The following is a 12,515-nucleotide window of genomic DNA, read 5'->3' on the forward strand; positions in this document are numbered from 1 at the left end:
CCCTTACTCTGTGGCGGCGAGTTTCGTGTCGGGGACCGGATTATTCAAGGCCACAAAACCACCCGTGCCATCGCATTCGGGCATGGCGAGGCTAAGGTCGGCGCGGGTCACGATGCCGGCAGCGCTGTAGAGCACTTCGCCCAGCAATTCGCGCCCGCAGGTTTCGGGGGTGATTTCCGCCTCGATCGCGGGGGAGATGGTCGCGTCTGACGAGAGGGTGACAATCTCAGCCAGCATGGGGACAGGGCCGGAGAGCGTGCCAAGAGCAATCTGGGTGCCATCGCCGCGGAAGGTGAAGCGGTCACCGGCCATCCATTGCACAGCAAGGCGGCGCAGGGCGGCGACTTCGGGCACGGGGGCGCTGGCCCGGGCTTCGGTGCCATCAGGCAGGCGGAGCGAAAGCGCGCCTGCAGGATCAAGGGCAGGAATGTCGATGAAAAGCGCACCGGTGGCGGTGGTCTGGTAAGTGACGGCGAGGCCGGCATGTTGCAGCACAACCGTCTGATTGGGATGGCAGGGCGCGCTAAGGCTGATGGACAGCATGGCATCGGCGGCGGCAAAGGCATCGAGTGTGACGGGGCAAAGATCGGCCTGCGCTGCGGGCGCGGGATCGGGTATCGGTTCCGGCTTGAGATCGGGTTCGGCCGTGGGCAGCGGGACAAGCGGTTCATCGACCAAGGCCACCGGGGTGATCACAGGTCCGGGTTGCGGATCAAGGGCGGCGAGCGGCGTGGCTGCAGCAAGGCGCAGAGGGGTGGGTGTTTCCGCGCGGGGGACCGGGATCATGGCAGCAGACGATTGTGCCGTCCCCGATTGCATATACTGCCCTGCACCCAGCGCCAGAAGCACCGTGCCACCCGCCATCACCAAACTACGCTTGCGATCCATGTCAGCCCCTGACGCACCATTACCGGCATGGTTGTGTCAGGGGATAACGTCCCGCACAGGGCAGGATTGTGGCAATTTCGGAAACGGTCGACCGGATCAGTCGTTCGCGCCGTGGCAGTGCTTGAACCGCAGGCCAGATCCGCAGGGGCAGAGGTCATTGCGCGATGGGTTGCCCCATGTGGCGCGGTCTGCCGGATCAAAGCCGGGCCGGGCGGCAGAAGCCGCTTCGGCCACGGCGACGCCTGCGCCACCAGCGGCAGCGGCGGCTGCAACCGGAGCGGCAGGTGCGGGCGCTGCGGCCTGATCCGCCTGTGCCGTGGCGGCCTGTGCGGCGCGCTGTTGGGCGACAAGCTGTTGCATCATCGCGTCCTGTTCTTCTTTCGTCATCGGGCGGATGAGCGATAGCTTTTGCGTGACGTCCTGACGGAGCGAATTGAGCATGGTTTCAAACAGGGTGAAACCTTCAGTCTTGTATTCCGAGAGCGGGTCACGCTGGGCATAGCCGCGGAAGCCCACGACAGAGCGCAGATGTTCCAGCTTCAGCAGATGTTCGCGCCATTTGCCATCAATCGCCTGAAGCAGAACCTGCTTTTCGATATTGCGCATGGTTTCGGGACCGAAAGCTTCGGTCTTTTCGGCCATGGCGGCATCGGACCGTTCGGTGATGCGTTCGCGCATGGCGTCCTGATCGACGCCTTCTTCGGCGGCCCAAGCGGCGATGGGAAGATCAAGGTTCAGCTTGTCCTTAACCGCCTCGGCCAGACCGGGGATATCCCACTGATCGGCATAGGTCTTGGGCGGCATGTGGAAATCGACCAGATCGTCGATCACCTGTTCGCGCATGTCGGCAGCGATTTCGCCGATGTCTTCGGATTGCATGATGTCCAGACGCTGGCCAAAGATGGCCTTGCGCTGATCGTTCATGACGTCGTCGAATTTCAGCAGCTGCTTGCGGATGTCGAAGTTGCGGCCTTCGACCTTGGCCTGCGCGCGTTCCAGCGATTTGTTGACCCAAGGGTGAACGATCGCCTCGCCATCCTTCATGCCCAGCTTGGACAGAACGGAATCCAGCCGTTCCGAGCCGAAGATGCGCATAAGGTCGTCGTCGAGCGACAGGAAGAAGGAGGACCGGCCCGGGTCGCCCTGACGGCCTGAACGGCCGCGCAGCTGGTTGTCGATGCGGCGCGATTCGTGGCGCTCGGTGCCCAACACGAACAGGCCACCCGCAGCGATGACCTTGGCCTTTTCTTCGGCGTGTTCCGCCTCGATCCGGGCGCGCACCTCATCGGGGTGCAGGTGGGGATCGGCGGCGATGGCTTCCATCACCTTCATCTCGACGTTGCCGCCAAGCTGGATGTCGGTACCGCGACCGGCCATGTTGGTGGCGATGGTGACGGCGCCGTAACGGCCCGCTTCGGCCACGATCTTGGCTTCCTGTTCGTGGTGACGGGCGTTCAGCACGTTATGCGGCACACCGTCGGCCTTGAGCATCGAGGACAGAATCTCTGATTTTTCGATGGAGGTGGTACCGACAAGGATCGGTTGGCCCTTTGCGTTGGCCTCTTTGATCGTACGAACGATGCCGTCGTATTTTTCCTTGGCCGTGCGATAGACCTGATCGTGTTCATCCAAGCGGGCAACCGGGCGGTTCGTCGGCACTTCGACCACGCCAAGGCCATAGATTTCCATGAATTCTTCGGCCTCGGTCTGGGCGGTGCCGGTCATGCCTGCCAGTTTGCTGTACAGACGGAAGTAATTCTGGAAGGTCACGCTGGCCAGCGTCACGTTTTCGGGCTGGATCGTGACGTGTTCCTTGGCCTCGATGGCCTGATGCAGGCCTTCGGATAGGCGGCGGCCACGCATCATGCGGCCGGTGAATTCGTCGATCAGCATCACCTCGCCATCACGGACGATGTACTGCTGATCCTTGTGGAACAGCTTGTGCGCCTTGAGCGCCTGCGACACGTGGTGAACCAGCGTGGTGCTTTCGGGATCATAAAGCGACTGATCAGCGGGCAGCAGGCCATGTTCCTGAAGCAGCTTTTCGATGAATTCGTTGCCGTCTTCGGTATAGGTCACCGAGCGGGTCTTTTCGTCGATCTTGTAATCTTCCGCCCGCAGCAGCGGGATGAGCGCGTCGACCTTTTGATACAGATCGCTGCGGTCCTGCGAGGGGCCAGAAATGATGAGCGGGGTGCGCGCCTCGTCGATCAGGATCGAGTCGACCTCGTCCACGATGGCGAAGAAGTGGCCGCGCTGGGCCATGTCTTCGATCGACATCTTCATGTTGTCGCGCAGGTAATCGAAGCCCAGTTCGTTGTTCGTGGCATAGGTGATGTCGCAACGATAGGCCGCGCGCTTTTCCGCATCGCCCTGATAGGGATAGACGACACCGCAGGTCATGCCGAGCTGGGCATAAACCTTGCCCATCCATTCGGCATCGCGCTTTGCCAGATAGTCGTTGACGGTGACAACATGCACGCCCTTGCCCGCAAGCGCGTTCAGATAGGCTGGCAGCGTGGCCATGAGGGTTTTGCCCTCGCCCGTCTTCATTTCCGAGATATTGCCCTGATGCAGGAAGATGCCGCCCTTGAGCTGAACGTCAAAGGGGCGCAGGCCAAGCGCGCGCTTGGCGGCTTCGCGGCAATTGGCAAAGGCTTCGGGAAGGATGGCATCCAGCGTTTCGCCGCCCTCCTGCACCCGCTTTTGCAATTCGGCGGTCTTTGCCTTGATCCCGTCGTCGCTGAGCGCCGTGAATTCCGGCTCCAGCGCGTTGATCTTCGCCACGAGCGGACGAACCGACTTTACCTTGCGGTCGTTCGGCGTTCCGAACACCTTTCGTGCAAGCGTTCCAAGACCAAGCATGTTTTCTCCGCCTACCTGACATCATCGTGTGAGGCTGCGGCCTTGCCCGACCCCAACGCCTTCCATAGAAGAGCCAAGTGGCCCGGCAGGCCCCGTCGCACGCGACCACCGCGAGATAAGGGAGAGGCCGGGCATAGTCAACGTCGCTGAGGGTAGCGGCCCGATCAGGAGAAGGTGAGATGGCGAAACATTACGGGATCTGGGCAGGGCTTGTGCTGGCCTGTGGCGTGGCGCTGCCGACGTTGGCGCAGGATGAAGCCGCGCCGACCGCCGATACGGTGGTTGCCACGGTGAATGGGACCGAGATCACGCTGGGCGAACTGATCATCCTGCGCGAGAAGCTGCCCGCGCAGTATCAGGCGCTGCCGGATGACATGCTGTTCACCGGGCTTCTGGATCAGGCGATTCAGCAGGCCGCGCTGGAGCAATCGGTGGCGGACAGCGCGACCAAGCGCGATGAGATCTGGATGCGCACCGACGCGCGCAGCTATCTGGCGGGCAAGGCATTGCAGGCCGTGGTGGCAGAGGCAGTGACGGATGCGGCGTTGCAGGCGGCTTACGACACGAAATACGCCAATGCCCCGGCGGCGAAGGAATATTCGGCGCAGCATATCCTTGTCGACAGCGAGGAGAAGGCAAAGGAATTGAAGGCGCAGATTGATGGCGGCGCGGATTTCGCGGAATTGGCCAAGACCAATTCCAGCGATACCGGATCGGCGGTGAATGGCGGCGATCTGGGCTGGTTCGGGCTGGGCATGATGGTTGCCCCGTTCGAGGCGGCTGTGGTCGCAGCAGCACCGGGCACGGTGACCGATCCGGTGCAAACCGATTTCGGCTGGCATCTGATCAAGGTGAACGAAGTGCGCGACGCCGCCAAACCGACGATTGACGAAGTGCGCGACGAACTGGCGGCCGAGATTGAGCAGGTCGCTGTAGAGGCGAAGTTGGCCGAGTTGACCGCCGCGTCCGAGATCACCCGCCCGGGCGAGGGGATTGACCCGGCCCTGCTTCGGGATGCAACTCTGCTCGACAAGTGAAACCGGGAGACGGGCCTATGGCAAAGACCGATTGGAAATCAGAAGCGCGGGCGCTGAAGAAGAAAGTCCGCAAGCTGAAGGCCCGTGTGATGGGAGAAGAAATCGGGGCGGCGCTGGCCGCTGCCCCGAAGAAAAAGGCCAAGCCGGTATCGCCGCTGGCACCCAAGGGCGGCTTTCCCAAGCTGCCGGCAATCGCGGGGGTGGAGTTTGCCGCTGTCGAGGCCGGGGTGCGGTATCAAAACCGCAAGGATGTGATGCTGGTGCGGCTGGCACCCGGAACGGCGATGGCGGGTGTGTTCACGCGGTCTTTTACTCGGTCGGGCTGCGTGCGGGATTGCCAGACGAAACTGGAAACCAAGGTTCCTGCGGGCGCAGGCGCGGCGATCATCGTGAATTCGGGCAATTCCAATGCCTTTACCGGCAAGGTCGGCGATGCGGCGGTGGCTGCGGTGACGGGTGGCGTGGCCGAGGCGTTGGGGATTCCGGCAAGCCGGGTATTCTCATCCTCGACAGGGGTGATCGGCGAGCCGCTGCCGTTTGAGAAAATCACGTCCAAGATCGGCGATCTGGTGGCCGACCTGCGCGAGGATGCCATCGAGATGGCCGCCCATGCGATGATGACGACCGACACCTTCCCCAAAGGCGCAGCCGCCGTGGTGCAGGGTGACGGGGGCGAGATCCGGATTGCCGGAATTGCCAAGGGATCAGGGATGATCGCGCCGGATATGGCGACGATGCTGGTCTATGTCTTTACCGATGCCAAGATTTCGGCGGCGGCCCTGCAACGGATGCTGTCGCGGAATGTGGATACGACCTTCAATTCCATCACCGTGGACAGCGATACCTCCACCTCGGACACGCTGCTGGTGGCGGCGACGGGGCAATCGGCAGCAGCCGAGGTGAAGGGTGCGGTGGCCAAGGCCTTTGAGGTTGCGCTGAAGGGCGTGATGATGGACCTGGCGCATCAGGTGATCCGCGATGGCGAGGGCGCAACGAAATTCGTCGAAGTACGGGTGACCGGCGCGAAGGATGATGCCGATGCCGCGCGGGTGGCTTTCTCGGTGGCAAATTCCCCGCTGGTGAAGACGGCGATTGCCGGGCAGGACCCGAACTGGGGGCGCATCGTGGCGGCCGTGGGCAAATCCGGGGCCGAGGCAGACCGTGACCGGCTGACGATCCGGTTCGGGGATATCTTGGTGGCCGAAAAAGGCTGGCGCAACCCGGAGTACCGGGAAGAGGACGGCGCGAATTACATGCTGGGCGAGGATCTGGTGATCGGCGTCGACCTTGGGCTGGGCAAGGGAAAGCGGTCGGTCTGGACCTGCGATCTGACCAACCGTTATGTGGAGATCAACGCGGATTACCGGTCTTGAAGATCGTTCTGGTCGCAGCCGTTGCTTTGATTGATGGCGATGGCCGGGTGCTGTTGGCGCAGCGCCCGGAGGGAAAATCGCTGGCCGGGCTGTGGGAGTTTCCGGGCGGCAAGGTCGAACCGGGTGAGACGCCCGAGGTGGCGTTGATCCGTGAGTTGAAGGAAGAGTTGGGGATCGACACCTGGTCCAGCTGTCTGGCGCCGCTGACCTTTGCGAGCCACAGCTATGACGACTTCCATCTGTTGATGCCGCTGTTCGCCTGCCGTCGCTGGGAGGGAATCACCCAAGGTCGCGAAGGGCAGCGTCTGGCCTGGGTAAGGGCGCAAAACCTGAAGGATTACCCGATGCCCCCCGCCGATATTCCACTTATCCCGATCCTGCGCGACTGGCTTTAGCAAAAGGTTTAAAAGAAAGTCGTCTTTCGAGCCTTTTGCGCAAGAATTGTGCTGGCGTTGGAAACAATCAGCATTAATCTTAAGGTTCTACCGGGGGGAAAAGAATGCTTAGAACAATCACGATCGGAAGTTGCGTTTCGGTTCAGGGTATTTTGGTCGGTCAGTTGTCGGACGGCAAGGTGATGGTGCGTGTGGATGAGAAGACCTTCGTAGGTCTGCCCGTCGCGCCGGCCAATGCTGCCGTGATGTGCAACACCTGAATTCCGGGGAAGTGCCGGGGCAAGCCAAGGACGGGAATGAAAAAGGCCGGGCAGTGATGCCCGGCCTTTTTCGTGTTTGAACGATGGAAGATCAGGCCAGCGTGCGCTGCACTTCTTCGCGTTCGAAGATTTCGATGACGTCGTTCGGACGGACATCATCATAGTTTTCAAAGGCCATGCCGCATTCCTGGCCGGACTGGACCTCTTTGACTTCATCCTTGAAGCGCTTGAGCGTCTTGAGCGTGCCTTCGTGGATAACCACGTTGTCACGCAGCAGGCGCACACCGGCAGAGCGGCGGGCCACCCCTTCGGTAACAAGGCAACCGGCGACCTTGCCGACATTCGACACCTTGAAGACTTCGAGGATCTTGGCGTAACCGATGAAGGTTTCGCGGACCTCGGCCTTCAGCAGGCCAGAGGCGGCCTGTTTGATATCGTCGATCAGGTCGTAGATGATCGAGTAGTAGCGGATCTCCACACCCTTTTGCTGGGCCGAAGAGCGGGCCGTTGCATTGGCGCGGACGTTGAAGCCGATGATCGGCGCACCGCTTGCCTCTGCCAAGCCGACATCGGTATCGGTGATCGCACCCACACCGTAATGCAGGATGCGGACGCGGACCTCATCGTTGCCGACTTTTTCCAAGGCCTGAACAATCGCCTCGGCCGAACCCTGCACGTCGGCCTTGACCAGCACGGGCAGTTCGGTGACGTCAGCGTCGGCCTTGGCCTTGGCCATAAGCTGTTCAAGCGTGGTGGCGGCACCGGCGGCGGCACGTTTGTCTTTGGCGGCTTTTTCGCGGTAGTCCGCGATTTCGCGCGCCTGCGCCTCGGTTTCCACGACGTTCAGCGTATCACCGGCAGACGGGGTGCCGGACAGACCCAACACCTCGACCGGGACGGAAGGACCGGCTTCCAGCACGGTTTCGCCCTTGTCGTTGATCAGGGCGCGCACCTTGCCCCACTGCTCGCCGACGACGAAGATATCGCCTTTGCGCAGCGTGCCGTTCTGCACCAGAACGGTGGCGACGGGGCCGCGGCCGACGTCAAGCTTGGCTTCGATCACGGCACCGCTGGCAGCCCGGTTCGGGTTGGCCTTGAGTTCCAGAAGTTCGGCCTGAAGGGCGATGGCTTCGAGCAGGTTGTCGAGACCGAGGCCGGTTTTGGCCGACACTTCGACATCCTGAACGTCACCCGACATCTGTTCCACCACAACTTCGTGCTGGAGCAGGTCGGTCCGCACCTTTTGCGGATCGGCGTCGTATTTGTCGATCTTGTTGATGGCGACAATCATCGGAACCTTGGCGGCCTTGGCGTGGTTGATCGCCTCGATCGTCTGGGGCATCACAGCATCGTCCGCCGCGACAACCAGGATCACGATATCGGTGACATTCGCACCACGGGCGCGCATCGAGGTGAATGCCGCGTGGCCGGGCGTGTCGAGGAAGGACACGAGCGAGCCGTTCGGTGTGGTCACCTGATAGGCACCGATATGCTGGGTGATGCCACCCGCTTCGCCGGACACGACGTTGGCCTTGCGGATCGCGTCGAGCAGCGAGGTTTTGCCGTGGTCGACATGGCCCATGATCGTGACGATCGGCGGGCGCGGGCGCAGGTCTTCGTCACGGTCGGAAACCGTTTCGATGGCCTGTTCCACATCGGAATCGGACACACGAACCGCCTTGTGACCGAATTCTTCGATCACGAGTTCGGCGGTATCGGCGTCGATCGCCTGGTTCATGGTAACCATCATGCCCATTTTCATGAGCGACTTGACCACGTCGGCAGACCGTTCGGCCATGCGGTTGGCAAGTTCCGACACCACGATGGTTTCGGGAAGCTGCACATCGCGGACCTGCTTTTCGGGCTTCTGGCCGAAGCCCATCGCCTTTTGCCGAGCCTTTTCCTGCTTGCGCTTCATCGCGGCGAGCGAGCGCTGACGCCCGCCTTCATCGGATGTCGCATCGCTGAGGGTCAGCTTGCCAGAGCGGCGGCCTTCGTCGCCCTTGACCTTGCCACGGTCACGATCCGTGGCGCGTTCGTCGCGTTCACGTTCCGATTTGCGCGGGGCAAGCGGAGGACGGGCGGTGTTGGCACCGCCACGGGTGTTTTCCTCGCCACCGGCAGCGGGTGCTGCGGCGGGCGCGGCCCGTTCGGTGGTGGCGGGCTGTTCCGGCGCGGCGGCAGACCGGGGGCGTGTGCCCAGAACATCGGCCTTGCGTGCGGCGGCGGCAGTGAGTTTTGCCTCTGCCTCGGCGCGGGCGGCGCGTTCTTCTTCTTCGGCCTTGAGGCGGCGTGCCTCGGCCAGGGCGCGTTCTTCACGCTCCTTGGCTTCCATTTCTTCGCGGCGGCGCTGACGATCTTCGTCGCGCTGACGCTCTTCTTCTGCGCGGCGGACGGCGTCTTCCTGTTCACGCGCCTTGGCAGCCTTCAGGGCCGCCAGACGGCGTTCCATCTCGGCGTCCGAGATGCCGGCGGGCCGTTTGGACGGATCGCCGAGATGCGGGTTGGTGCCTGCTGCCGCGCCTGCGCCGGGTGCGCCGGGTTTGGTCGGGACCACCACGCGTTTGCGTTTGACCTCCACGGCGACGCTCTTGGTGCGGCCATGGCTGAAGCTCTGCTTCACCTGGCCGGGGCCACGTGCCCCGCCACCCAAGCCGAGGGGTTTCTTGCCGTCAGTATCGCTCATGCCGTCTTCGTATCCTCTCCGGCGGAAACTCCGCCGATATGCCCGCGCAAACCTGCGAGCCTTGCCGCTTCCTCTACAACACGTCGTTCGAGTCCACCAGCCGCAAGCGCGGCGTGTATCGCACGTTCACGACCGAAAGCCAAACCCAATTCCCCCGAGGAAAGGCAGCCGATAAAGCCGTTCTTATCCCGTGGCGGTTGCAGCTTGGTCTTGCCGCGTTCCGACCCGTCGCTGGCCTGGATCAGCACCTTTGCCTGACCCTTGGTCAACCAGTCCTTAACCTTTTCGTAACCGGTAACGGCCTGCCCTGCCTTGCGGGCCATCGACAAGAAGTCGACCACCCGGCGCAGCAGCTGTGCCTCGATCAGGTCAGCAAGACCATCGGGCACCTTTACCGGCTGACGTGCAGCGCGGGAGAAAAGACCCTTTGCCGCCGCCTTGTCAATCGCCTTGCGGTCTGCCGTGACGTAGAAGCCACGTCCCGGCAAACGGCCCAGCACATCGGGCACCACCATCGCATCGGGGCCGACCACGAAACGGATCAGCCCTGCCTGAGGCTGGCTTTCGCCGGACACAATGCATTTGCGTTCCGGTTCATCCTGATCCGTTTCCCGGCCACCCCGCGTCATGGGCGTTCCCTGAACCCGAGGCCTGAGATCAGGCCTCGGCCTCCTCGTCTTCGTCGCTGGGTTCAGCGGCGGTGGCGAGTTCGGTCGGATCAACCCAACCCAGCATGACACGCGCGGTCATGATCAGGTGCTGGGCTTCCTCGAGGCTCATTTCAAACTTTTCGAGAACGCCTTCGTCTTTCTTGCGCTGGCCATTTTCCGTCGTCCAACCGCCGGCAAGTTCCCAGTCGGCGCAGGTGGCGAAATCTTCCAGCGTCTTGATGCCGTCATGGGCCAGCGCCTCGACCATCTGGGGGGTCAGACCCTCAAACTCGATCAGGCTGTCCTCAACGCCCAGAGCGCGGGCGTTTTCAAGCGCCTTGCGGCTCTGCTCTTCCAGGAAGTCGCGCGCGCGGGCCTGCAATTCGCCGGCGGTGGCATCGTCAAAGCCGTCGATGGACAGAAGTTCATCCAGTTCGACATAGGCCACTTCTTCGAGGTTGGTGAAGCCTTCCGACACCAGAAGCTGGGCCATCATTTCATCAACGTCGAGCGTGTCCATGAACAGCTTGGTGCGTTCGGCGAATTCGGCCTGACGGCGGGCGGATTCCTCGGCCTCGGTCATGATGTCGATATCGAGACCGGTGAGTTGCGAGGCAAGGCGCACGTTCTGGCCACGGCGACCGATGGCGAGCGACAGTTGTTCGTCGGGGACGACCACCTCGATCTTGCCGGCTTCTTCGTCGATCACGACCTTGGACACTTCGGCAGGCTGCAGCGCATTCACAAGGAACGTGGCCTGATCCTGGTTCCACGGGATGATGTCGATCTTTTCGCCCTGCAGTTCGTTCACCACGGCCTGCACACGGCTGCCGCGCATACCGACGCAGGCACCGACCGGGTCGATGGAGTTGTCGTAGCTGATCACGGCGATCTTGGCGCGCGAACCCGGGTCGCGGGCGACGGCCTTGATTTCAATGATGCCGTCGTAGATTTCCGGCACTTCCATCTTGAACAATTCGGCCATGAACATCGGGTCGGTGCGCGACAGGAAGACCTGCGGACCGCGCGCTTCGCGGCGGACGTCCTTGATGAAGCAGCGGATACGGTCGTTCGGGCGATAGGCTTCGCGGCCGATCTTTTCGTTGCGGCGCAGGATGCCTTCGCCACGGCCGATATCGACGATGATGTTGCCGTATTCTTCGCGCTTGACCACACCGTTGATGATGGTGCCGCGGCGATCCTTGAATTCTTCGAACTGACGGTCGCGTTCCGCTTCGCGGACCTTTTGCAGGATCACCTGCTTGGCCGATTGCGCGGCGATACGGCCCAGATCGACCGGGGGAACCTCATCAATGATTTCATCGCCAAGGGCGGCGTCGGTCTTGATGGCCTTGGCCTGTTTCAGCGTCAGCTGGGCGTGGTGGTTTTCCACCGCCTCATCCTCAACAACGGTGCGGATGCGGGCAAAGGTGGCGCGGCCTGTCTTGCGATCAATCCGGACGCGGATATCAAGGTCGCTGCCGTAGCGCGACTTTGCCGCGCGGGCGAGCGACTCTTCCATCGCCTGGATCACCAGATCCGGATCGATCATCTTTTCCCGCGCGACGGCTTCGGCCGTTTGCAGGAGTTCAAGCTGGTTCGCAGAGGTGATTGCCATGATGGCCTCCCGGCTTCGTCAGTGTTTGGTTTCAGGCGTGTCGGAAGGATCTTCCTCTTCGCCTTCGAATTCTTCGATATCGGTGAACTGGCTTTCGTCGATGGCACCGGATGCTTTGCGCTGGCGCAGCATCTCGGCGATCAGTTCGTCGGTCAGGATCAGCTTGGCGTCTGACAGCCAGTCGAATTTCAGGCCGATGGTCAAGGGTTGACCACCTTCCTCGATCTCGATCAGCACTTCGTCGCCTTCGGTGCCTTGCAGCGTGCCCTTGAAGCGGCGGCGGCCGTCGATCAGTTCGGTCGTTTCGATCCGCGCTTCATAATCCACCCACATGTCGAAGTCCTTCAACCGGGTGAGCGGGCGGTCGATGCCGGGAGACGAGACTTCGAGGACATAGTTTTCCTCGATCGGGTCTTCGACATCCAGCACGGCAGAGACGGCGGTGGAGATGGTGGCGCAATCGTCCACCTCGATCCCGCCATCGGGGCGGTCGGCCATGATTTGCAGGATACGGGTCCGCCCACCCATCAGCCGGATGCGGACAAGCTCGAACCCCAGCCCTTCGATGACGGGGCCGACGATATCCGCAAGGCGGCGGTCGATGGCAGTCTTGGCGATCAGATCGGTCATTGGGTCTGGCAGGGTTCCGTTGGAAACAAAAAAGCGGGCTCAGCGGCCCGCGGATCAGGTTCGGTGGGGCCGGGTTTGGACCCCGACACCGCTGTTGAGAGGGGATATACGGA

At 62.1% G+C, this 12,515-nt stretch carries 10 protein-coding genes; 4 read left to right on the forward strand and 6 right to left on the reverse strand.

What is annotated here, in order from left to right:
* Window positions 1-3: 3 nt before the first annotated feature.
* Window positions 4-888 (reverse strand): hypothetical protein, encoded by an 885-nt coding sequence (locus RSE12_01220; protein WRH62983.1) that lies wholly within the window; start codon window positions 886-888, stop codon window positions 4-6.
* Window positions 889-984: 96 nt separating this feature from the next.
* On the reverse strand, window positions 985-3,753 hold the full coding sequence (gene secA / locus RSE12_01225; protein WRH62984.1) for a preprotein translocase subunit SecA: 2,769 nt from the start codon (window positions 3,751-3,753) through the stop codon (window positions 985-987).
* Between the two features lie 179 nt (window positions 3,754-3,932).
* Here secA and RSE12_01230 point away from each other — a divergent pair, with 179 nt between their 5' ends.
* The 4 genes from RSE12_01230 (at window position 3,933) to RSE12_01245 (ending at window position 6,818) form a co-directional block, all read left to right on the forward strand.
* A complete protein-coding gene (locus RSE12_01230; protein WRH62985.1) occupies window positions 3,933-4,790 on the forward strand; it encodes a peptidylprolyl isomerase in 858 nt (285 codons plus the stop codon).
* A 17-nt stretch (window positions 4,791-4,807) separates the two neighbouring features.
* On the forward strand, window positions 4,808-6,163 hold the full coding sequence (argJ, locus tag RSE12_01235; protein ID WRH62986.1) for a bifunctional glutamate N-acetyltransferase/amino-acid acetyltransferase ArgJ: 1,356 nt from the start codon (window positions 4,808-4,810) through the stop codon (window positions 6,161-6,163).
* Window positions 6,160-6,558 carry an 8-oxo-dGTP diphosphatase MutT gene (gene mutT / locus RSE12_01240; protein ID WRH62987.1) on the forward strand — a complete coding sequence of 133 codons (399 nt, stop codon included), beginning with the start codon at window positions 6,160-6,162 and terminating at the stop codon, window positions 6,556-6,558. The genes argJ and mutT overlap by 4 nt, the downstream gene beginning before the upstream one ends.
* A gap of 104 nt (window positions 6,559-6,662) precedes the next feature.
* Window positions 6,663-6,818 (forward strand): hypothetical protein, encoded by a 156-nt coding sequence (locus RSE12_01245; protein ID WRH62988.1) that lies wholly within the window; start codon window positions 6,663-6,665, stop codon window positions 6,816-6,818.
* A 91-nt stretch (window positions 6,819-6,909) separates the two neighbouring features.
* On the opposite strand, the gene infB is transcribed toward RSE12_01245, so the two are convergent.
* The 4 genes from infB to rimP are packed head-to-tail and all read right to left on the reverse strand — an operon-like array spanning window position 6,910 to window position 12,402.
* Entirely contained in the window at window positions 6,910-9,504 is a 2,595-nt protein-coding gene (gene infB / locus RSE12_01250; GenBank protein ID WRH62989.1) for a translation initiation factor IF-2, read from the reverse strand.
* Entirely contained in the window at window positions 9,501-10,133 is a 633-nt protein-coding gene (locus RSE12_01255) for an RNA-binding protein (GenBank protein ID WRH62990.1), read from the reverse strand. The genes infB and RSE12_01255 overlap by 4 nt, the downstream gene beginning before the upstream one ends.
* 28 nt (window positions 10,134-10,161) lie before the next feature.
* Window positions 10,162-11,772 (reverse strand): transcription termination factor NusA, encoded by a 1,611-nt coding sequence (nusA, locus tag RSE12_01260; protein ID WRH62991.1) that lies wholly within the window; start codon window positions 11,770-11,772, stop codon window positions 10,162-10,164.
* An 18-nt stretch (window positions 11,773-11,790) separates the two neighbouring features.
* A complete protein-coding gene (gene rimP / locus RSE12_01265; protein ID WRH62992.1) occupies window positions 11,791-12,402 on the reverse strand; it encodes a ribosome maturation factor RimP in 612 nt (203 codons plus the stop codon).
* Between the last annotated feature and the right edge of the window lie 113 nt (window positions 12,403-12,515).

It is taken from the genome of Fuscovulum sp. (assembly GCA_035192965.1).
Classification (GTDB): Bacteria; Pseudomonadota; Alphaproteobacteria; order Rhodobacterales; family Rhodobacteraceae; genus Paragemmobacter.